We start from the raw sequence: 21,756 nt of genomic DNA, 5'->3' as shown, positions 1-21,756 counted from the left end.
TAAGCAATATTCCTTTGTCATGCCAGTGTCTGCGCAAGTTGTTAGCGGGGTAAGTGCCCCTGAGGTGAGGGTTTTTCTCCCAACGCCTCGCCCATCCGCCGGATCGCTGTGACTTTGGCATGCATCCCCGACCAATCGTCAGCTTCGGCAATCGGCTGCCAAATCGCCTCCACTTCATCGATCAACATGGACTGTGGTGCCTCGTCAGCCCAATACTCATGGGCCGCATCGGTAGCTGAATAAGGTGCCAGCGCGGCCTTCAGAGATGCGTCTTCCGCCGTGTCGGCATAGGCCCCGCGCCTGCCGCGACGGGCAAAGAAGAATGCATCCGGCCCCATGCCACTGGCCGCCATCGCCGCCTCGCACGCGCCGATCATGGCGGTGTCTTCCTCCAAACCGCGCGACACTACGCCCAGCCGCCAGCACCACCGCCGGGCCATCGCTTGGCTGTACAGTTCAGGGTAGCGGTTCAGCGCCTCGATCAGGGGTGCTGCCTCCACCAATGAGCGCAGCGCCACCGCCAACTGCCCGCAATTCCAATGAATGGCCTCAGGCTGGCGGCCATAGGCATAAAGCCCCTGATGATCGAAATAGGCGGCGGTAAAGCCGGGCTCCCAGCGCGGTAGCCAGCGCCATGGTCCATAATCAAAGCTTTCGCCGGTCACGTTCATGTTATCGGAATTGAGCACGCCATGAACGAAGCCTGCCACCATGTAACTCGCGGCCATATCCGCCATACGTTCAACCACTTGATTGAAAAACCGCACAGCAGGATGGGGCGCATCGGGAAATTCGCCCCCCGGAAAGCTCTCAAGACAATAGGCGACCAGTTGCGCCATCTCGTCTTCAAGCTGCAACGCGCTTAGCCGCTGAAACGTACCGATGCGGATGTGGCCGTGGCTCAGCCGAACCATCACCGCAGACCGCGTCGGCGAAGGCTCGTCCCCGCGATAAAGCGCCTCGCCGGTTTCAATCACGCTGAATGTGCGGCTGGTGTTAACCCCTTGCGCGCCCAGCATTTCGGTTGCCAGAATCTCGCGTACTGCGCCTTTCAGCGTCAGCCGCCCGTCACCCTGCCTGCTCCACGGTGTTTGTCCTGAACCCTTGGTGCCAAGGTCCATCTGTCGCCCGTCGCGATCCAACATCTGCGCAAAGGTAAACCCGCGCCCGTCACCAAGATCGGGATTGTACACGCGGAACTGGTGCCCGTGATAGCGCTGCGCCATTGGTCCCGGCATGTTATCGGGCAGCGGCACGAACCGGCCAAAGTAACGCACCCAATCCTCATCGCTCAAATGCGCAAGGCCGATGTCCGCTGCTGCACGGTCATTTCGCCAGCGCAAACGGGTTTCGGGAAAGTCTGCTGCTTGCACCGGATCGCCGATCCAGTCTGCCAGTGCCATGATGCGTGGTGATGCGCGATAGATCGCGTCTTGCGGGAGCGGCTGCATCCCTGCAATAGTGGGCAAAGCATAGCCTGTCTGCAAGCGGGTTTGTTCAATCTTTGGCCAAACAGAGGCGGTTTCATCACGATCATGACGGATTTCGAAGATCGTTACTGGACCAGCGGCGATGGGCTGCGGCTGCATTTCCGGCTTTATGACGGCGATTCCACCCGTCCACCGGTGATTTGCCTGCCCGGTCTCACGCGCAATGCCCGCGATTTTGAAGACCTTGCCGCGCGTCTTGCGGGCAAATGGCGCGTGCTCTGCCCTGAAATGCGCGGGCGCGGCGATAGTGATTATGCCAAAGACCCGATGACGTATCAGCCCCTGCAATACTTGCAGGATGTGGAAGCTCTGCTGGCGCAAGAAGGCATCGAACGCTTCGTTGCCATCGGCACATCGCTCGGCGGCTTGTTGACGATGCTTCTGGCTATCCGCAATCCGGACCGGATCGCAGCTGCCGTGCTCAACGATATCGGTCCCGAAGTGTCCGCCGCCGGGCTTGAAAGGATTCGCGGTTATGTGGGGCAGGGGCGTAATTTCGAAACGTGGATGCACGCCGCCCGCGCGCTGCAGGAAAGCAGTGGCGATGTTTATCCCGATTGGGAAATCACCGATTGGCTGCGCTATGCCAAGCGGATCATGGCGCTCGGTACCGGTGGGCGCATCGCTTTCGATTATGACATGAAGATCGCAGAACCATTCGAGGCTCCGCAGGGCGCAGCTCCGCAAGTGGATATGTGGCCGATGTTTGATGCGCTCGCCATGCGGCCCTTGCTGGTTCTGCGCGGCGAAACGTCGGATATTCTCGAACCGCACGTTGCCGCAAAAATGGCCGCGCGCCCCGGGGTGGAATTGCTCACGCTTCCGCGCATCGGCCATGTCCCCACGCTGGATGAGGCCGAATCTATCGCTGCAATCGAACGATTGCTCGAACGCGTGGTATGAAGAAGCCGGTCAAAGGAGCGCCCATAAAGGTGCTCCATCTCCATTCCACTTTCGATGCAGGCGGCAAGGAACGCCGCGCGGTCGCGCTGATGAACCGCTTTTATCGCGGCATCGAACATCACATCGTCTCGGCCCAGCCTGGTGCGATGGGTGCCAAAGGCCTGATCGATAAGCGCGTTGCCGCCTATTTCCCGTTCGGCTTCCCCCCGCTCGCCGGAAAGCTGCGCATCGCCCGCCTGAAAAAGCTGGCACGCGCAATGCAGGGCTTCGATCTTGTCCTGACCTACAATTGGGGCGCGATGGATGCCGTGCTCGCCCATGCGGTATTCGGCCCAACGATGGGCCTGCCGCCGCTGGTTCATCATGAAGATGGCTTCAACGCCGATGAAGCAGGCGGGCTGAAGCGCAGCCGTAACTGGTATCGCATGGTCGCGCTGTCGCGCGCCTCGGCCTTGGTTGTGCCTTCGCGCCAGTTGGAAGAAATCGCGCTCAAAACGTGGCGTCAGCCCGCCGCGCGCGTCCACCGCATCGCGAATGGTATCGATACCAGCGCCTATGGCCGCAAACCCCGCCCCGATGTGCTGCCGCGCGTGGTCAAGCGCCCGGGCGAAAAGTGGATCGGCACACTGGCAGGCTTGCGCGCGGTCAAAAACCTGCCCCGCCTTGTCCGGGCGGTTCCGGGGCTGCCCCCCGAATGGCACCTCGTCATTCTGGGCGAAGGGCCGGAACGCGAAACGATCATGGCCGAAGCCACCCGACTCGAAATTGGCCACCGCGTCCACTTGCCCGGTCACGTTGCCGATCCCGCTGCCGCTGTGGGCTTGTTCGATGTGTTCGCGCTATCCTCCGATAGCGAACAGGCCCCGCTCTCGGTGATCGAGGCTATGGCGGCGGGCTTACCCGTGGCCAGCCCCGGCGTGGGCGATATCGCTGAAATGGTCAGCGAACCCAATCGCGCGTTCATCACCGCACCGGGCGATGATGCCCCGCTTGCCGCAGCTATCGCCACACTGGCCTCGGATGAAATGCAACGCCGCCGGATCGGCGATGCCAACCGCATCTGTGCGCGTGAACATTATGATGAAACCGTGATGGCCGCGCGCTACAGTGCGCTTTATGCACGGGCAATGGGGCGGCCCTCATTCCCGTAAATCCGTTTCATGCTCCCTGAATTTGCTTAACACAGGGTTCACGCGTGAAGGTTACAGAATCAATTCCGTTGAAAAGGCGGTCCCATTCGCTAAACAGCCCGCCAGACAAACGCTAGCAATGTTCAACCGACTTATCTGAAAGCGCTGACTTGGCTCTCCGTCCCGACAGTTCGAAGCCCTCATCCGATCAACTTCCCGCCCCCGCCGATGGGCGTGAGGGCGCGCAAGCTGACGCGTTCCTGCGCGAGGTTGATGATGCGCTGCGTGAAGATCAAGTGTTCACCGCGCTGCAACGCTATGGCAAACCGGTTGGCGCAGCGATCATCGCAGGTCTGATCGGGCTGGCCGGTTGGCTATGGTATCAAAACCACACCAACACCGTTGCGGGCGAACAGGGCGAGGTTCTCACCAAAGCGCTGGATCAACTGGAAGCGCGCAATCTTAAGGGCGCAAACACCGAACTGGCTCCGCTTGCCAAGGACAGTGGCGCTGGTTACCGCGCTTCGGCCAAGCTGCTCGAAGCGGGCATTCTGGCTGAACAAAGCAAGACCGACGAAGCCGCCAAGGCATTTGCGGCGGTTGCCGCCGATGCCGATGCCCCGCAGGCCTATCGCGATCTCGCGTCAATCCGCGAAGTCGCACTGACGTTTGACAAGATCGGTCCTGAAAAGGTTATCGAACGGCTCAAGCCTCTCGCCGTACCGGGCAACGCCTGGTTCGCCAGTGCCGGAGAAGTCGTCGGCACCGCTTATCTCAAGCAGGGCAAGAACGACTTGGCGGGGGCGCTTTTCGCCCAGATCGCCAAGGACAAGACCGCCCCGGATTCGCTGCGCCGCCGCGCCCGCCAGATGGCTGGCCTGCTCGGTGTCGATGCTGTCGAAGACGCCAGCGAAACCGCGATGCCGGCTGCACAATGAACACGCAAGGACGACACGCCATGAAGTCTCAGCCCACCCTTCGCCGCGCCACCGTTGCCAGCGTTCTGGTCCTCGCGCTCGCGTTGGGCGGTTGTGGCATTCTCGGAGGCAAGGACAAGGCCAAGACCACGCCAACCGTGGGCCAACGCACCCCGATCCTGTCCAAGATCGAAGCGGGCACCAAGGTTGATGAAACGATTGGCCTGACCGAGGTCGTCCTGCCCTTGGCCGAAGTGAACGCCGAATTCGCGCAAGGTGGGGGCAACGCCAGCAAATCCTATGGTCACGTTGCGCTGGGCGCGTCGCCACGCAAAGCGTGGAGCGTCGGGATCAAGGGCTCGTCCTCGGCACGCCGCCTTGCCGCATCGCCGGTTGTCGGTGGCGGAAAACTCTATGCTATGGACACCGAAGGCATGGTCCATGCGTTTGATGCCGCCTCCGGCGCGCGGGCATGGAACACGGCTGTCGAAGCAGAAAAGAAAAACTCCGGATCATCCTTTGGCGGCGGCGCTGCCTATGATGATGGCATTGTCTATGTCACCAATGGCGTTGGCGAAGTGGCAGCGCTTGATGCCACCAATGGCGCTATCAAGTGGCGGGTAAAGCCTGCCGGTCCTTTGCGCGGCTTCCCCACAGTCGCCTTCGGGCAAGTCATGGTGATGACGCAGGATAACCAGATCCTCGCGCTCAACGCCACCGATGGCGTGGTGCTGTGGAATGAAAACGCCTCCGTCGGCCAGACCAACGTGTTCGGCGTTGCTGCACCGGCGGCAGGGCAGGGCACTATCGTTGCGGGCTATTCCTCGGGCGAATTGGTGGCCTATCGCTATGAGAATGGCCGCCAGCTTTGGGCCGATGCCCTTGCGCGCACCAGCATCGCCACCAGCGTTTCGACGCTAACCGATGTTGACGCCGATCCGATCATTGAACGCGGCCGCGTCTATGCCTTGGGGCAGGGCGGGCGCATGGCCGCTTATGAACTGGTTACCGGTCAGCGCATCTGGGAATTGAACCTTGCGGGCATTTCCACCCCCGCCATCGCGGGCGACTGGATCTTCACGCTTACCGACGAAGCCAAATTGCTCTGCATCGCCAAAGCCAACGGCAAAGTCCGCTGGATGACCCAGCTTCAGCGCTTCAAGAACGAAAAGAAGAAAAAGAACCCCACCTTCTGGACCGGCCCGGTGCTTGCGGGCAACCGCCTGTGGGTCGGCAATTCGCGCGGTGAAGTGATGAGCGCCTCGGTCACCGATGGCACTGTTTCCGAATTCACCAAAGTCGGCGCGGCGATCAGCCTTGCACCCATCGTCGCCAACCAGACGCTCTACATCCTAGACGACAGCGGCAAAATTACCGCATTCCGTTGATTGGCGGGGTTGCACGGCCTGCCCCCTCCCGCTTGCGGGAGGGGAGCGAGACTTGATGAGCCGCAGGCGAATTTAGTCGCAGCGAAGTGGGCATTCCAACCGATCGGCAAAACCCCCACTCACCAAAATCACAACGGAATGCTAACCGTTTCGCGCTAAGACCGGCGCACGATGACCACACGCACCTCTCCTCCGCCGTCCGATGTCTCCGCAGGCGTCGGTATTGCCGGCCTTGTCGGCCTCGCCTTTTGGGTGCTGGTCTGCCGGTATTGGCCCGCGATTGGCGATGCTTTCGGAATACCCGGCCCGCGCGAAGTCATGGACGGCTCCACCGCCGCCATGTTCGCGATGGTGTTCTCGGGCGCTGGCATGGTTGGCTGGTCGCTGATTGTTGATAAAGTCCATCGCCGCGCTTCCACCGGCATTGATTGGTCAAACCCGCGCCCGTTGCGCGATGTGATCGAAATTTCCATCACCAAGATCGCCGGGCTGTGGGCCACGTGGGCGCTGATCGGCTTCGCTTATTGCGTCGCCCGCTGGTACTGGCGCGGGCAATATGTCTTCGCGATGGAAGTGCTTGAAGGCAGCGTGCCATTCCTGTTTATCGGCGCGGTCCCCTATGTCCTGTGGCTTGATCGCGTTCTGGTAAACCCGCGCGATGGCGCTTGGCACTTCGGCGCGATGCTGATCGGCCGCGAACCGTGGGACGCTGCTGAAGTAAAACGTCACTGGCTGTCATGGGCGGTCAAGGGCTTCTTCTGTGCCTTCATGATCTCGATCGTCCCCGGGGGCTTTGGCGCCGTAGTGCGGTTCGATTGGGCCTCGGTTACGCATGATCCGGTGGCGCTGGCCGGCCTGTTGATCGAAACGATGTTCATGGTCGATGTGCAGATCGCGATGGTCGGCTATCTCCTGACGATAAAGCCGCTTGATGCACAGATCCGCAGCGCCAACCCGCATCTCGGCGCATGGGTGGCTGCACTGATGTGCTACCCGCCGTTCATCCTGATGGGTGATGGCGACGTGCTGGATTACCGCCATAACGGCGCTGAATGGGCCTATTGGCTGCAAGGTCACGACACCCTCCTGTGGCTCTGGGCATGCGCACTGGTGTTCCTTACAGCCATCTACGCATGGGCAACTTTCGCGTTCGGCCTGCGCTTTTCAAACCTCACCTATCGCGGCGTGCTCACCAACGGCCCTTATGCCTTCACCCGCCACCCGGCTTATCTTTCGAAGAACACTTACTGGTGGCTGGCATCGCTGCCCTTCCTCGTCACCAGCGGCTCAATGGTCGATGCCATTCGCAACACCGTGATCCTTGCCCTCGTTAGCGGCATTTACTATTGGCGCGCGCGGACAGAGGAAAAGCACCTTCTGGCAGAAGACGCCAAATACCGCGAATACTACGCCTGGATGGAAGAACACGGCCCGATCACGCGGGTTCTGCGTTGCTTGTCAAAAGGCATCATGCCAAAACAGCCGGTGATCCAGCCCGCCGAATAAGCGCTAAACTGCAACGCCTTCGTCGCTGTCGAACACCATGATGTCGCGCTCTGTCAGGCCAAGCGTAGCGCGCTCCTGCGCCCACACTTTCATGTGGGGAGTCTGGAAATGCGCATCCAAAGCGGCCCGGTCGCGCCACTTTTCCGCCACGCGCACCAGTCCTGGATCAACCATGTCGCGCGAATAGGCATAGAGGATGCAGCCATCCTCGGTGCGCGTGGCTGCGATCACCTTCTCCATCATTGGTTGAGCCGCTGCAAAAGCCTCCAGCGGAAGCCGGAAGCTGCCCATCACGATAATCATCAGAAGCTCTTTTCTGCGTAAATCCGCGAAAGATCGCCGCCCCATTCGCCGTTATACAAGTTCAACAAGCGCTCTGCCGGGGTAAATCCGGTCGCAATGATCTCGTCGAGCGGTTGGAGATAGCCGGTTTCGTTATCGCCCGCTTCGTTCAAGCGATTGCGCGCCGAAAGCCCGCTGCGCGAAATCGCCAGCACTTCTGCCGCAATGTCGCGCAACTTGCCACCACCGGGCAGCGCTGCGTCCAGTCCCAACTTGGGCACCTCGGCGCGCAATTTCTCGCGCCCGTCCATGTCGCAGTCCTTCACCAGATCCCATGCGGCATCCAGCGCAGTCTGATCATACAACAGCCCCACCCACAGCGCAGGCAGCGCGCAAATGCGGTTCCAAGGGCCACCATCGGCCCCGCGCATTTCAAGGAACGACTTCAGCCGGACCTCAGGAAACGCGGTGGAAAGATGGTCTACCCAATCCGAAGCCCTTGGCTTTTCACCCGGCAGGACTGAAAGCTTGCCATCCAGAAAATCGCGGAACGAAAGCCCCGAAGCGTCGATATACTTGCCATCGCGATAGACAAAATACATCGGCACATCGAGCATGTAGTCCACATACCGCTCGTACCCGAAGCCTTCATCGAACACGAATGACAGCATGCCCGTGCGCGCCGGATCGGTATCGGTCCAGATGTGGCTGCGATAGGAAAGCATGCCATTGGGCTTGCCTTCCAGAAACGGCGAATTGGCAAACAGCGCGGTCGCCAGCGGTTGCAAGGCCAGACTGGTGCGGAACTTCTTCACCATGTCGGCTTCGCTCGAATAGTCGAGGTTGACCTGAATGGTGCAGGTCCGCAGCATCATGTCGAGACCCATTGATCCCACGCGCGGCATGTGCCGCAGCATGATGTCATAACGGCCCTTGGGCATGATCGGCAGCTCTTCGCGGGTCTTGTCCGGCCACAGGCCAAGCCCCAGATAACCAAGTCCCAGCTTGTCGCCGATGGTCTTGACTTGCGCCAGATGCCGCCCGGTTTCCGCGCAAGTCTGGTGCAGGTTTTCCAGCGGCGCGCCCGAAAGTTCAAGCTGTCCGGCAGGTTCAAGGCTGATTGCGCCGTCCCGCCCGCTCATCGCAATAACATTGCCGCCTTCCAGCACCGGTTCCCAGCCGAACTCGGTCATCGCCATCAACAAATCGCGAATCCCGCCCTGTTCGGTATAGGACGGCGCGCGCCGATCCTGCGTGCGATAGACGAACTTCTCGTGCTCCGTGCCGATGCGCCAACGCTCTGCGGGCTTTTCACCCTTTTGCATGGGCGCGACCAGCATGTCGCGGTTCTCGATGATGGGATCGTTGCGATCTGAAACTTGCCGCGTGCTCATGGCCGTTGCCGATAATGCCCCGCAAGGCTTTACACCAGCAGAATCCTCATGGCCTCATGGGACTCACCTTTGCGCAAAAGGCAGCAATTTTACGCGGCCCAATCGCCCTGCAACCCCATCCAGAGCGCGGTTCCTGCAATAGAGGCGGTTTCCCCGCGCAGGATACGCGGCCCCAGCGCAATCGCCACCGCAGCGGGATGCGCGCGAATCAGCGCGCGCTCGGCCTCGTCAAAGCCGCCTTCCGGCCCCACCAAAAGTGCTGCCGGATCCTTGCCCGCCTGCAAAAACGCCGCCGCCACCGGCATCCCGCCGTTCTCGTCGGCAAAAAACAGCGCGCGCCCTTCCGGCCACTCGCGCAGCAGATGCTCTAACTTCAATATATCGCCAAGCAAGGGCAAGGCGGTCCGCGCGCATTGCTCTGCTGCCTCGGTCATGATCGTCCGCGCGCGTTCGGGGTTCAGCTTGTCCGCCACGCAACGCCGCGTCACCACCGGCAACACTTTGGCCACACCCAGTTCGGTTGCCTTTTCCAGCACCAGATCAAAGTTCGGCTTCTTCAGCAGCGCAGCACACAGCCAGAAATCGGGCACATCCTCGCGCGGGCGGCTCATCCGCTCCACTTCGACCACCACCGCGCGTTTGTCCACTTGCGTAACCCGCGCCACCCATTCACCGGTCACGTCATCACACAGGATCACCGCATCGCCTGGCGCAATCCGCATCACCTTGCCCAGATAATGCGCCTGCCCGCCTTCGATCGGCAGCCGCATACCTTCGGCAAGCGTCATCTCGATAAACAAGCGGGGCGCAGACTTTGGCGGCCATGCAGGAGTAGCAGTCATCAACAAGCGCCTAGCGGATTTCGCCACAGACGGTAAGGCTTCACGCTATGGACCCGGCAACTTCCGCACAGATCGTCCCCGATAGCGAACACAAGGGCCTCGTTGCCCGCCTGCCGCAGCCCTTGCGCGATTATGCTTTGCTGGCGCGGTTTGATCGGCCCATCGGCTGGTGGCTGCTGTTTTGGCCGTGCGCGTGGGGCCTTTTCCTCGGTGGAGGCACCGCGCGCTTGGGCATTCTTGCATGGATGCTGCTGGGGGCCATTGCCATGCGCGGCGCGGGCTGCGTCTATAACGATATCGTCGATGCGGATCTCGATGCCCGCGTAGCCCGCACGGCGTTGCGTCCCGTCGCCAGTGGTGCGGTTTCCAAGCGCGCGGCGTGGGGCTGGTTGCTCTGCCTGTGCGCGGTCGGCCTGATCGTGCTGCTGCAATTGCGGTGGGAGGCGCAAGTTGTCGCGCTTGGCAGTCTTGGCCTTGTCGCCGCCTACCCGTTTATGAAGCGCATCACCGGCTGGCCGCAAGCATGGCTCGGCCTCGTCTTCACATGGGGCGCGCCCGTTGGCTGGATCGAGGCGACCGGCTTTGACCATATCGCCCCGCTCGCCCTGCTTTACGCAGGCTGCTGGGCATGGTGCATGGCTTATGACACGATCTACGCCCTGCAAGACCGCGAGGATGATGCGGTCGTCGGCATAGGATCGTCGGCGCTCTCGTTCGGGAAATACGTGAAGGCTGGCGTTGCGGCACTTTACGGCATGGCGCTCGGCTGCTGGGCTGGCGCTGTCTGGCTGGTCCGGCCCGATCAACTGGCGCTGCTCGCACTCGCGCCGATAGCGCTGCACTTTTGCTGGCAAGTGCTCACCCTCAAAGAAGATGGCGTCGACCCCCTCGCCAAATTCCGGTCAAACCGCTTTGCCGGATTGCTGATGGCCGCTGCCTGCTACGTGGTCGGCGCGGCCTGATCCCCGAACAGCGCTTCGTGGCGTGCGCAGATTGCGGGCCACAGCGCGGCTGCTTCGGGTGCATCCAGAAGAAACACCTCGCGCAAACACGCCACCAGTTCATCGGCGGAACCAAGCTCGTGCCGCACTTCGCCTTGCGCGGTAATCTCTGACAACACTCTGCCGCGCAGCATGAAATAGCGTTCGCCATCGCGCCGCTGCGCTGTCAGATTCTGCACGAACACCGATGCCGGATCAGTGCATTGCCACTGGCACAGCCGCGCAAGTTCTGCCTCATCGGCAAGCACGGCATGAAAGTCATAGGACATCGCCACCGGCACCACCGAAAGCCGCCACATCCGGTCATCTGTCCGCGCCAGGCTCACTGGCAGCGGTGCGTGCAGCCATTCGCCCTCCTCCAGCGGCACTGGCGCACCGATCCAACTGCCAAAGCCGGCATCCACCAGCCACTTGCCCTCCACCAGCAGGCACAAATGCGATCCCATTGCAGCATTGCCGCGCACCTGCCGCGTCACGCCCGCGCTGATCCGCACCACGTCAAAACCGATGGCGGCCAAGGCCGCGCCCAGCACGCCATTATGTTCGTAACACCAGCCGCCCCGCCGCCGCTCCACCAGCTTGGCGAAGGCCTCGTCCGAATCGGTGCCCGGTTTTGCCCCCAATTGCACATCGATGTTCTCGAACGGGATTGCCTGCACATGGCCGCGAACGATCATATCCAGCGTCCCGAAGTTTGCCATGACCGGCCCGGAAAAACCGACCCTCTCCAGATAGTTCCTTAATTGCATGGGGTTAAGTGGAACAATCATCATTGCACCCTTCCTGCGGACGCAGATATTCTGTCCTGTCGAGGGACTTTTGACAATCAGCGCTTGCGGATTCTAAACCTCAAGTTAACTTCATTAAACAGTAATAGTACGTAACTATTCATGTTCAAAAGTCCGCGGGGGCCGCATGAATCGCAATGATATTATACCAATTGGCGTGTTGGCGCAGCGCACGGGCCTCGCGGTCTCGGCCATCCGCTATTATGAAGAACGTGGTCTGGTCACGTCGATGCGCACGGGCGGAAACCAGCGGCGCTATCTGCGCTCGGATATCCGCCGCCTCGGCTTTGTCCAGATCGCGCAGAAGCTGGGCCTCGGCTTGCCCGAAATCGAGCGCGAACTGGCTGCACTTCCCCAGGGCCGCACGCCCACGGTGATGGATTGGCAAAAGATCAGCCGCTCGCTCCGCAAGGAAATCGACAGCCGCATCCAGTTGCTCACCCGCGCCCGCAACAAGCTCGACGAATGCATCGGTTGCGGTTGCCTCAGCCTCGACCGCTGCCAACGCTTCAACAAAGATGACCGCGCAGCCGCAGCAGGCCCGGGGCCAAGGTATGTGCTGGATTAAATCCCGAGGGCCTTGCGCAGTTCCGCATTGATCCGCGATTGCCAGCCTTTGCCTGTCGCCCGGAACTTCTCGATCACATCAGGATCAAGCCTCAGCGTAACCTGCTTTTTGGGGTTTTCCGAAACGGGGCGGCCGGGACTTGTCCATGTGCCCACCGCTTCGCGAACAACTTTGCCGCCTATTGACAACTGTGCATACCGGAAATGCTCTTCTGTCCATTCCGGTGGATCATCAGGATCAACCCAAGGTTCTTCGGTAAAGGGCTTGCTCTCGATCATTTGCTTTTCTCATAGATATGATGCGTCTCGCACCATTTCGAGGCGTCCAAGTGATTGCAACCAAGCGACCATCTAGCAAACCAAAAGTGTTGTATCTGACTTCGCCGTAATCGATCCGATCATCAATCCAAGTGAACTCGGCCCCATCAAAGACTTCGCTTGCACGAGCAAAATCAACACCTCGACGCTTAAGGGTCAGTTGTCGTTTCTCATTGTCAAATTCAATCCGCATTTATCCCTCGCTTTGGACGCCGGGGAAATTTCGGCCTTCTCACAATAAATGCTATGGGTTGGAATCCATAGCTACTCACCATTTAATGTAACTACAAAAACGCAAAAGTCAACCCGCCGCCTCCAGCAGCTCAACCGCCCCGCCCAGATCCACGCTTACCAGCCGCGAGACGCCGCGCTCGACCATCGTCACGCCGAACAGGCGATGCATGCGGCTCATGGTAACGGCATTGTGGGTGACGATCAGGTAGCGGGTCCGGGTTTCGGCGACCATCACGTCGAGCAAGTCGCAGAAGCGTTCGATATTGGCATCGTCCAATGGCGCGTCGACTTCGTCGAGCACACAGATCGGCGCAGGGTTGGTCAAGAACAGTGCGAAGATCAGCGCGACGGCGGTCAGCGCCTGTTCGCCGCCTGAAAGCAGCGTCAGCGATTGCAGTCGCTTGCCCGGTGGTTGGGCGAATATTTCGAGGCCCGCCTCAAGCGGATCGTCGCTATCGACCAGCGCCAGATGCGCCTCGCCCCCGCCAAACAGGCGGCTGAACAGGCGGCGGAAGTGGCCGTCCACCGCTTCAAACGCCGCGCGCAACCGCTCGCGCCCCTCGCGGTTCAGGTTGCCGATAGACCCGCGCAGCCGGTTCACCGCCTCAGTCAATTCGGCTTGCTCGTTCACGCTCGTGCCGTGGCGCTCTTCGGCTTGGGCCAGTTCATCGGCGGCCACAAGATTGACCGGCCCGATTCGTTCCCGTTCTGCCACCAGCCGATCCAGCGCCGCTGATTCATCGCCCGCCGAGGCCACTTGCGCGGAATCGAATTCAAACCGCTGCGGTAGAAGCGGGGGAGGGCATTGGAACCGCTCGCCCGAAATGCCCGCCATTTCCTGCCGCCGCGCGTTCTCGTTCTCCGCCCGCGCCGATGCGCCCGCGCGGCCCTCGCGGGCTGTTGCCAAAGCCTCATTTGCGTCGCTCAATGCCACATCGGCGGCTTTGGACGCCACATCACACTGCGCCAGCGCCGCCTCTGCTGCGGCAAGTTCGCTCGTCAGCCTCGCGGCGATCACCTCGCCGCCCTCGATCTCGGCAATCAGGCCCGCCGGTTTGGCCGCCGATATTGCACGCTCGGCCTCCAATTCCTCGCGCCGCCCGGTCATTTCGGCCAGCCGCTTGGCCGCATCGCCCGCCCGCGCAGACCACGCCCGCGCATCGCCCTTCAGCCCCGCCAACCGCTCTTTGCCCACCGCAATGGTCTGCTCAAGCGAAGCCATCGCCGCTGCCGTTGCTTGCAATCCCTGCCGCGCCGCATCATTGCGCGCGCGTGCTGCGTCCAGCGCCGCGCGTCCCGTCCCAGGATCGGGCAGGCTGGCGCGCTTGTCCCGCGCTGCCGCAGCCTCCGCTTCAGCCGACCGGCGCTGCTCGGCCAGATCGGCCTGAACCCGCGCGATCTCAGCCTTGCGCTGTTCCAGCCGAAGCCGCGCCGCATCGGCTGCGTCAAGTGCGCGCAACGCAGCGCGCTCGGCATCGGAAGTTGCCGAAACTGCTTTCTCGATCGCGACCAGCCGCGCCTGCACTTGCGCTGAGGCATCACGCGCCGCGCCAAACGCAGCCTCGGCCAGTGCCAAGGCCTCACGCCGCGCAGGCAGTAGCGCTTGGAGCTCCGACAGCCGGTTCTCCGCTTCCAGAGCAGCCGCCTCTGCCGCACCTTCACCGCGCGCCACAAATCCGTCCCACCGGCGCAAATGCCCAGCCTTGGTCACCAACCATTCACCCGGTGCCAGCGCTTGCCCCTCATCGCTGTCCACAACCCGCACCAGCGCCAGCCGCGCGGCGAGTTCGGGCGGGCACTGCGTCACATGGTGGGCCAATGAATCCACGACCGGTGAGGGCGCCTGCGCCCCGGTCCAGAACCGCCCTTCGGCTGCGGCAGGAGCCAACCCCACTGGCGCTGCCGCATCGCGCCCCAGCACTGCGGCCAAAGCCCGCTCATACCCCGATGCCACCCGAGTTCCCGCAATCGCCGAAGCGCCGCGCCCTTTGGCTGCCGCCGCCTTCTCACGCGCGGCTTTGTCCCGCGCCAAAGCATCGGCTTCGCGCTCAACCCCTGAAAGCTCTGCCCGTGCCTGCGCCAGCGCATTGCTTGCGGCATCACGCTCGGTTGAAAGCGCCTCGCGCCGCGCCGTCAGTTCTGCGCGTTCCGCCTCTGCCGCCGCCAAGGCCGCCGCCGCTTCGGCCCGCCGCGCTTCTGCTTGCGCAAGCTGTTCTGCCGGATCGGCCTCGCGCGCCAAAGCTTCTGCCTGTTGCGATAGCCGCGCGGCATCGCTTTCAACTCGCGTCAAACGCGATTGCGCAGCGCCAACCGCGGCCTCGGCCACGCGCCATTCGGCATCTATCCCGGCCTGTTCGGCCACACGTTGGGCCAGTGCAACTTCTGCCGCGCGTGCGGCGCGATCGGCTTCATCAGCCGCTGCCACCAAAGTCGGACGCTGCGCTTCATCAGCCTTAAGCGCCACCTCTGATGCCGTCAGATCACCTTCGAGCCGTGCGATGGCGGCTGCTGCATCTTCGGTCAGGCGGTCGGCGCTGCTGCGGTCCTGTTCAATCCGCGCAAGCTGGCGCTCGATGTCTGCCACCCGTTGCTCGGCTGCCTCAAGTTGCGCGCTTAGCGATGCCATACGCTGGCCATGCGCGGCGGAATCCTGCCGCCGGTCAAACAAGTCATCACGCGCTTGCGCCAAAGCCGCGGCTGCTTTGTGCTGCGTTTCCTGCGCGGCCTTTGCCAGCGCTTGTGCCTCGCTCACGCGCTCATCTGCCGCGCGTGCTTCCTTGCGTGCCGCATCCGCCGCCGCCGCCGCATCACGCCAGCGCGCAAATACCAGCCGCGCTTCGGCCAGCCGGATTTTGTCGCTGACAGAGATATAGCGCTCTGCTGCGCGCGCCTGCCGCCGCAGCGTGGAAATCTGGGATTCAAGGCCCGATAGCAAATCAACCAAGCGTTCCAGATTGGTCTCGGTCGCGCGCAGTTTCTGTTCGGCATCGCGGCGACGCACATGGAGGCCTGCGATTCCCGCCGCTTCCTCCAGCATCATCCGCCGTTCGGCAGGCTTGGCCGCGATCACCGCCGCGATGCGTCCCTGGCTTACCAGCGCGGGGCTGTGCGCGCCCGTGGCGGCATCGGCAAAGACCAGCGCCACGTCCTTGGCCCGCACATCGCGCCCGTTCACGCGATAAGCGCTGCCCGCGCCGCGCTCGATCCGGCGGACGACTTCCAATTCGCCGCCAAATGGCCCCGATGGATCGGTTTCGGCGGTCAGCAGCACTTCGGCAAAGGCGCGGGCAGGGCGGGTGGCCGTGCCTGCAAAGATCACGTCCTCCATGCCCCCGCCGCGCATGGATTTGGCCGAGCTTTCGCCCATGACCCAGCGGATCGCCTCAAGCAGGTTGGATTTGCCGCACCCGTTGGGGCCAACAACGCCGGTCAGGCCGGGTTCGATGCGCAGTTCGGCAGGCTCGACAAAGCTTTTGAAGCCGGCCAGCTTCAACCGCCTGATCTGCATCGAACGCGCGCCCCAGCCCCGGTATTGCGCTTAGCGCGCGCCAGCTTTTTGCAGCAGCGGCTCAAGCTCTTCCCATGATCCGACGCCGGTCTTGCTGCCGTTCAGGAAGAATGTAGGCGTGCCGGTGATCTCGTATTCCTTGCTCCATTGCTCGGTTTGGGCAGCCAGCTTTGTGGCCTTGGCCGTGTCGGCAAGGCATGCCGAACCTTGCGCTGCGGCAATACCGCGCGATGCGAAGAACTCAGCCATGCCCGAAAGCTGCGCGATCCCGGCAAAGCGCTGGTCAACTGGCAGCGTCGAAACGCGCTGGAAAGCAGCTTCATCCTTTTGCAGGTTGGCGAACATGTTTTTCTGCCAGCCCCAGAACTGTTCCGAAAGCGGGATCGTCGCGTCGGGCGATCCGCAGGTTGCCAGAAGCACAGCGGGCATATCGAGCCCGTTCAGAAGGAACAGCCGCAATTCATAGCTGACCCGGCCCGAAGCGATGTAATCGTCACGCATCTTCGCAAAGCTTTTTTCGGCAAAATCGGCGCAATGTGAACATGATAGCGCACCATATTCGATCAGCTTGATTGGCGCATCGGGATTGCCCATCACATAACCGCCCTCTGGTGTAGCGGCGAATGTCTCTGCCCATGATTTGCCAGCAGGTGCTGCGATTTTGGCAAGGGGCTCAGCACTGGCGGTTTCGCCAGCGGCAGCGTCGGTCTTCTTGTCACAAGCGGCAAGGCCAAGCGTCAGGGGAAGGGTTGCAAGAAGCACGGCGCGGGCAAATTTCATCGGTTCAGGTTTCCCATATCTGGATTTGTCGCAACGCTAGCCGATTGCCGCGCCGGTTTGAAGGGGGCCAGTTTGAATAGGGCCAGGTTGAAGGGTGGGGGTAGGGTTTAACGACAAAACCGGCAATTACCGTATCCGCGCATCCAGCTGCGGCTTCAGCGAAGCCCAATCGTGCGTTCCCGCCAGCAGCACTCCGTCCATCACAAAGCTTGGCGTGCCATTGACCTTGACCTTTTCCACCGCTTCTTGCGTTTGCGCAGCCAGCTTCTTGGCCAGCGCTTCATTGCCAAGGCAGCGGTCCACGGCGATGCGGTTTACGCCGCGCGCTTCCATGAATTCATAGAACTTCAAATCGCTGGCAATGGCGCGGGTGCGGGTGGTGAACGACCCTGTGTTCCAGCGCTGGCGCTGTGCTTCAGTGGACGAAGAGGCAGGTGCCAGCCATTTGGCTTGATTGCGCATGAATGCTGTATGCAGCGGGAAAAACCTGCTGGGCGAAACGCAGTTGGTCAAAAGTGCCACGGTCATATCAATCGGATCGCGCACAAAATTGCGGACCTCGATGGCGCCCTTGCCCAGTCCAACCAGGCCGATTTTCAACTGCGCTTCGGATTGCACTTCGAATTGCGCACAATGCGGGCAGGTATAGCTGACATATTCGATCAGCCGCAGCGGCGCGGCCTGATTGCCCAGCACGTGATAGCCCTCTGGCGTCAGCGCCGCGGTTGCCACCCAGTTGCCGCGCGCCACCGGCTTGGCAGGCTTGCCAGCCCCAGACCCTGCACCCGTTAGTGTAACCAATGCGCCCAATGCCAGCGCTGCCGTTGCAATCAACCGTTTCACGTCAGTTCCGTCCCTTGCTCACCTCGTCCAGACTGCGGGCGAGGCTTTCCAATACTGTGCGCAATTCAGGATCGCCAATATCGCGCAATGAATCCCCCAGTTCGAAGGGGATCGGCTTCAACGATGGCGGCGCAGTGCGCGGCGCTTCTTTCGCTTTGGGTGCCTGAACCACACCTTGCCGGATTTTTACCCGTGCCACTGCTCGATAGCCGAAAAAGCGGTTCACCCGGTCCATGATTTCGGGAACCACATGCTGGATGATTGTGGCGTGCGCGGGGGTCACCACCAGTTGCAGGATGCCATCGGCCTTTTCCCCGGGCGGAAAGCGGATGGATTCGGGCATACAATGCCGCGCGTGGCGTTCCCCCACAATCTCGGGCCAGCGCGTGACGACGCTCGACTGCACAAAGCCGAAGCGGCGGAATGCGGTGCGCCCGATTGCGGGCATCAGATCGGCAATCTGGCGCGCTTCTCCACCGCGCGGGCGCTCATATGGCTTTCCGGCATAAGGCTTGGCTGCCGCAGCTTTGGCAGGCGCGCGGGTTTTGCGTTTCGTGATGTCCGAAGGTGGGCTTTCCATATCACCAGTGCTCATGCCATAGCGCTTCGATGCAAGCCAGTGCGCAACCCACCCCTATTTGCGATCCCGCACAAGTCGCTCCGATCCTGCTCGGCTGGTATGATGCCAATGCCCGCCACCTGCCGTGGCGGATTGTTCCGGGCGGATCGGGCGCTGATCCCTACAGAGTATGGCTTTCGGAAGTCATGCTCCAGCAAACCACTGTCGCAGCGGTCGGCCCCTATTTTGTCAAGTTCACCACCCGCTGGCCTACGGTGACTGATCTTGCCGCCGCCGATGATGCCGATGTCATGGCGGCATGGGCCGGCCTTGGCTATTATGCCCGCGCGCGCAATCTGCTCGCCTGCGCCCGCGCCGTGGCGGAACGCGGTGGCACATTCCCCGATACCGAAGAGGCTTTGCGTGCGCTCCCCGGCCTTGGCGAATACACTGCTGCCGCCGTCGCCGCTATCGCGTTCGGACGTCGCGCCGTGGTGGTCGATGCCAATGTCGAACGCGTCGTTGCCCGCCTCTTTGCCATTGAAGAGCCGCTGCCCGCCGCCAAACCTGCCATCCGTTTAGCCACAGGCCAGATCACGCCCGATAGCCATGCCGGAGATTTCGCGCAGGCCATGATGGATCTGGGGGCAACGATCTGCACCGCGCGTTCACCGCGCTGCATGCTCTGCCCCTTGCGCACCCATTGCCGCGCGCAAGCCGAAGGCGCCCCTGAACGCCTCCCTGTCAAAGCAGCGAAGAAGCCCAAGCCCACCCGCACTGGCCATACCTATTGGATCGAACGCGATGGCGCGGTCCTGCTGGTCCAGCGCCCCTCGCGCGGCATGCTGGGCGGGATGCGCGCGCTGCCCGATGATGGCTGGTCGGCCCGCAGCGATGGCAATGGTGGACTCCCCGGTGCTTGGCAAAAGGGCGGCGTTGTCCGCCACAGCTTCACCCATTTCGATCTTGAAATGCAATTGATGCTTTGCGGCCCCGCAGAATTGGATAATCTGCCAGCCGGAGAATGGTGGCCAATCGAGCAAATTGAAGCCGCCGGATTGCCCACCGTGTTTGCCAAGGCAGCACGATTGGCAATAGCGGAGAGGGATACATAAGTTAATGACGACAATGACTATTTCGCGCCGTGGGTTGCTTGGGTCGCTGGGCGCGCTGGCGGGAAGTACCGTGCTGCCACGCCTGTCATGGGCCACTGCCGCCGCTGCCGAAGCGCGCTTTCCCACCGTCACCGGCATGATCGATGCATATGTCAGCACAGGCAAGCTGCCCGGCATGATCGCCGCGCTGGGGCTGGGCAGCAGCGCGGCGCCGCTTGGCATCGCGCGCGGTACGCTTGCCAAAAACAGCACTGCGCTGGTCGATATGGACAGCCTGTTCCGCATCTATTCGATGACCAAGCCGATTACCGGTATGGCCGCGATGATGCTGGTTGATGAAGGCAAAATGCGGCTGGATCAGCCCATCGCCGATTTCATCCCCGCCTTTGCCAAGATGCAGGTGCAAGTCACGCCTGATGGCTCGATCATCGATCTGCGCCCTGCCACAAAGCAGATCACCGTGCGCCACTTGCTCACCCACACCGCCGGGCTTGGCTATTCGATCATCCAGAAAGGCCCGATCAAGGACGCCTATAATGCAGCAGGGCTGGTCCCTGCACAGGCCAGCCGCACGCCTGTTCCCGGCCTTGATGCGATCAAGCCCTTGCCCAGCCTTGCCAAATTTGCCGAAGTCCTGGCCACCATGCCGCTGGTCTATGAACCCGGAACCACATGGAGCTATTCGCTCGGCCTCGATCTGCTGGGCCGCGTCATCGAAGTCGTCTCGGGCCAGCCTTTTGACCGGTTCCTGCAAGACCGCATGTTCGGCCCTTGCGGGATGAATTCCACGTGGTTCCGCGTGCCCGAAGCGCAGGCCACACGGCTGACCACCAATTATATCGTTGCAGGTGGCTTGCTGCTCCCCATCGATCCGGGCGCAACCTCGGTCTATCTTGATCAGCCCGCCTATCCGTTCGGCGGCGCGGGCCTTGTCTCATCGCCGCGCGATTATGACCGCTTCCTCGCCATGCTGGCAGGCTATGGCACCATTGATGGACGGCAAGTGATGAGCGAATCTGCCGTGCGCATCGGCACCAGCAATCTGCTTCCCGCAGGCGTCAGCACCGCAGGCACGTTCGTTAACGGCAGCGGTTTTGGCGCAGGCGGCTCGGTCGGTCTGGGCGAGGATGCGGGCACATTCGGCTGGGCGGGGGCTGCCGGAACGGTGGGCTTTGTCAACTTGCGCGCTGGCGTGCGCGCCGGGATTTACACGCAATATATGCCGGCGGATGCCTATCCCATCCACCAGGAATTTTCCAAGGCCGTGCTGGCCGATTACCTGAACAAGAAAGCTGCTGCCTGATGGACACGACAATCGCATTTGCAGGCGAAGGCCTTGATCGCGCCGATCACATTCGCGGCGATGCGGAAAAGCTGGGCGCGCTGATGGACTGGCGCGCGCGGCTGCTGAAGCTGGAGGGCATCGATCCGGTCATCGCGCCCGATGGAGGCCTCGATTGGGGCACACTGGCCGATGCCGATCCTGCTGCCGAGCTCGTTTTCCTCGGCCTCAAGGACGATGGCCGCGCTTGCTTTGCGCAAGTCACCCCCGCCATCATCGGCAGCGTCGCTCCGCCAAACCCGCGCCTGTGGTCCGCGATGGGCTTGCTCTCTGCGTCTGACCTTGCGATCTATGGCGGCGCGCGCAGCCTTGTCGATTGGCACGCCCGCCACCGCTTCTGCGCCCGCTGCGGCCATGCCACCGTCCTCGCCAAGGGCGGCTGGCAGCGTTCGTGCAGCAACGATGCGTGCAAGGCCGAACACTTCCCCCGCGTCGATCCGGTCACGATCATGACCGTGGAATGCGAAGGCGAGCTTCTGCTGGGTCGCCAGCCGCGCTTCCCCCCGCGCCGCTATTCCGCGCTGGCAGGCTTTGTCGAGCCCGGCGAAAGCCTTGAAAGCGCGGTCAAACGCGAAGTCCTTGAAGAAGCGGGGGTAAAGGCCCGCGCGGTCGAATATGTCGCCAGCCAGCCCTGGCCGTTCCCGTCCTCGCTGATGATCGGCTGCCACGCCTATGCCGACGACAAGACCATCGTGATCGACGAAACCGAGCTTGATGATGCCCGCTGGTTCACCCGCGAAGAAGTGGCCTATGCCATGAGCGGAGCCGAAGACGGCGCGTTCATAGCGCCGCCGCCGTTCGCCGTGGCGCATCATCTGCTGAAGTGGTGGCTGGAGCGTTAAGGCCGCC

21 protein-coding genes are annotated in these 21,756 nt (G+C 62.0%); 10 read left to right on the top strand and 11 right to left on the bottom strand.

Annotated elements, in window-relative coordinates:
- Positions 1–41: 41 nt before the first annotated feature.
- Complete coding sequence (locus IP81_RS09230) at positions 42–1,451, bottom strand: protein adenylyltransferase SelO (RefSeq protein ID WP_054107667.1); 1,410 nt, start codon at positions 1,449–1,451, stop codon at positions 42–44.
- Between the two features lie 84 nt (positions 1,452–1,535).
- Between IP81_RS09230 and IP81_RS09225 the strand changes: the two genes are divergently transcribed.
- The 5 genes from IP81_RS09225 (at position 1,536) to IP81_RS09205 (ending at position 7,334) form a co-directional block, all read left to right on the top strand.
- Complete coding sequence (locus IP81_RS09225; RefSeq protein ID WP_054107666.1) at positions 1,536–2,393, top strand: alpha/beta fold hydrolase; 858 nt, start codon at positions 1,536–1,538, stop codon at positions 2,391–2,393.
- On the top strand, positions 2,390–3,544 hold the full coding sequence (locus tag IP81_RS09220; protein WP_054107665.1) for a glycosyltransferase family 4 protein: 1,155 nt from the start codon (positions 2,390–2,392) through the stop codon (positions 3,542–3,544). The genes IP81_RS09225 and IP81_RS09220 overlap by 4 nt, the downstream gene beginning before the upstream one ends.
- Before the next feature lie 149 nt (positions 3,545–3,693).
- Positions 3,694–4,461 carry a tetratricopeptide repeat protein gene (locus IP81_RS09215; RefSeq protein ID WP_054107664.1) on the top strand — a complete coding sequence of 256 codons (768 nt, stop codon included), beginning with the start codon at positions 3,694–3,696 and terminating at the stop codon, positions 4,459–4,461.
- A gap of 20 nt (positions 4,462–4,481) precedes the next feature.
- Complete coding sequence (locus IP81_RS09210; RefSeq protein WP_054107663.1) at positions 4,482–5,828, top strand: PQQ-binding-like beta-propeller repeat protein; 1,347 nt, start codon at positions 4,482–4,484, stop codon at positions 5,826–5,828.
- Between the two features lie 171 nt (positions 5,829–5,999).
- Complete coding sequence (locus IP81_RS09205; RefSeq protein ID WP_054107662.1) at positions 6,000–7,334, top strand: isoprenylcysteine carboxylmethyltransferase family protein; 1,335 nt, start codon at positions 6,000–6,002, stop codon at positions 7,332–7,334.
- A 3-nt stretch (positions 7,335–7,337) separates the two neighbouring features.
- On the opposite strand, the gene IP81_RS09200 is transcribed toward IP81_RS09205, so the two are convergent.
- The 3 genes from IP81_RS09200 to IP81_RS09190 all read right to left on the bottom strand — a co-directional run bounded on the left by IP81_RS09200 (position 7,338) and on the right by IP81_RS09190 (position 9,852).
- Complete coding sequence (locus IP81_RS09200) at positions 7,338–7,637, bottom strand: putative quinol monooxygenase (RefSeq protein ID WP_054107661.1); 300 nt, start codon at positions 7,635–7,637, stop codon at positions 7,338–7,340.
- Complete coding sequence (locus IP81_RS09195) at positions 7,637–9,010, bottom strand: glutamate--cysteine ligase (protein ID WP_054107660.1); 1,374 nt, start codon at positions 9,008–9,010, stop codon at positions 7,637–7,639. The genes IP81_RS09200 and IP81_RS09195 overlap by 1 nt, the downstream gene beginning before the upstream one ends.
- Positions 9,011–9,099: 89 nt before the next feature.
- Positions 9,100–9,852 (bottom strand): 16S rRNA (uracil(1498)-N(3))-methyltransferase, encoded by a 753-nt coding sequence (locus tag IP81_RS09190; protein WP_054107659.1) that lies wholly within the window; start codon positions 9,850–9,852, stop codon positions 9,100–9,102.
- A gap of 47 nt (positions 9,853–9,899) precedes the next feature.
- Between IP81_RS09190 and ubiA the strand changes: the two genes are divergently transcribed.
- Positions 9,900–10,814 (top strand): 4-hydroxybenzoate octaprenyltransferase, encoded by a 915-nt coding sequence (gene ubiA, locus IP81_RS09185; RefSeq protein ID WP_082356060.1) that lies wholly within the window; start codon positions 9,900–9,902, stop codon positions 10,812–10,814.
- Here ubiA and IP81_RS09180 read toward each other — a convergent pair.
- Positions 10,793–11,626, bottom strand: a complete 834-nt coding sequence (locus IP81_RS09180) for an arylamine N-acetyltransferase (RefSeq protein ID WP_082356059.1) — start codon at positions 11,624–11,626, stop codon at positions 10,793–10,795. The two genes, ubiA and IP81_RS09180, sit on opposite strands and share 22 nt — an antisense overlap.
- Positions 11,627–11,768: 142 nt before the next feature.
- Here IP81_RS09180 and soxR point away from each other — a divergent pair, with 142 nt between their 5' ends.
- Entirely contained in the window at positions 11,769–12,209 is a 441-nt protein-coding gene (gene soxR, locus IP81_RS09175; protein ID WP_054107656.1) for a redox-sensitive transcriptional activator SoxR, read from the top strand.
- Here the strand turns inward: soxR and IP81_RS09170 are convergent.
- From IP81_RS09170 to IP81_RS09150, 6 genes are all read right to left on the bottom strand, one after another.
- The gene (locus tag IP81_RS09170; RefSeq protein WP_054107655.1) at positions 12,206–12,487 is read right to left on the bottom strand and encodes a BrnA antitoxin family protein; all 282 of its coding nucleotides are present in this window, start codon (positions 12,485–12,487) and stop codon (positions 12,206–12,208) included. The genes soxR and IP81_RS09170 overlap by 4 nt on opposite strands.
- A complete protein-coding gene (locus IP81_RS19620) occupies positions 12,447–12,719 on the bottom strand; it encodes a BrnT family toxin (RefSeq protein ID WP_082356058.1) in 273 nt (90 codons plus the stop codon). The genes IP81_RS09170 and IP81_RS19620 overlap by 41 nt, the downstream gene beginning before the upstream one ends.
- 108 nt (positions 12,720–12,827) lie before the next feature.
- Positions 12,828–16,268 carry a chromosome segregation protein SMC gene (smc, locus tag IP81_RS09165; protein ID WP_054107654.1) on the bottom strand — a complete coding sequence of 1,147 codons (3,441 nt, stop codon included), beginning with the start codon at positions 16,266–16,268 and terminating at the stop codon, positions 12,828–12,830.
- Positions 16,269–16,298: 30 nt separating this feature from the next.
- Positions 16,299–17,048, bottom strand: a complete 750-nt coding sequence (locus IP81_RS09160) for a thioredoxin domain-containing protein (protein WP_054107653.1) — start codon at positions 17,046–17,048, stop codon at positions 16,299–16,301.
- A 126-nt stretch (positions 17,049–17,174) separates the two neighbouring features.
- Complete coding sequence (locus IP81_RS09155) at positions 17,175–17,891, bottom strand: thioredoxin domain-containing protein (protein WP_054107652.1); 717 nt, start codon at positions 17,889–17,891, stop codon at positions 17,175–17,177.
- A gap of 1 nt (position 17,892) precedes the next feature.
- Positions 17,893–18,471, bottom strand: coding sequence for a DUF721 domain-containing protein (locus tag IP81_RS09150; RefSeq protein WP_082356057.1), 579 nt, complete (start codon positions 18,469–18,471; stop codon positions 17,893–17,895).
- A 29-nt stretch (positions 18,472–18,500) separates the two neighbouring features.
- On the opposite strand from IP81_RS09150, the gene IP81_RS09145 reads away from it, so the two are divergent.
- Genes IP81_RS09145 through nudC form a run of 3 tightly spaced genes read left to right on the top strand, consistent with a single transcriptional unit; the run spans position 18,501 to position 21,749 of the window.
- Positions 18,501–19,565: an A/G-specific adenine glycosylase gene (locus IP81_RS09145; protein ID WP_054107651.1), complete on the top strand. Its 1,065-nt coding sequence runs from the start codon at positions 18,501–18,503 to the stop codon at positions 19,563–19,565.
- Positions 19,566–19,569: 4 nt separating this feature from the next.
- Complete coding sequence (locus tag IP81_RS09140) at positions 19,570–20,868, top strand: serine hydrolase (protein ID WP_054107650.1); 1,299 nt, start codon at positions 19,570–19,572, stop codon at positions 20,866–20,868.
- Positions 20,868–21,749, top strand: a complete 882-nt coding sequence (gene nudC / locus IP81_RS09135; protein WP_197274579.1) for an NAD(+) diphosphatase — start codon at positions 20,868–20,870, stop codon at positions 21,747–21,749. The genes IP81_RS09140 and nudC overlap by 1 nt, the downstream gene beginning before the upstream one ends.
- The last annotated feature ends 7 nt before the right edge of the window (positions 21,750–21,756 follow it).

The organism is Novosphingobium sp. AAP83 (genome assembly GCF_001295795.1).
Lineage (GTDB): Bacteria > Pseudomonadota > Alphaproteobacteria > Sphingomonadales > Sphingomonadaceae > Novosphingobium.
Note: the sequence above shows the minus strand (reverse complement) of the source record. Positions and strands in the feature narration are given on the sequence as shown.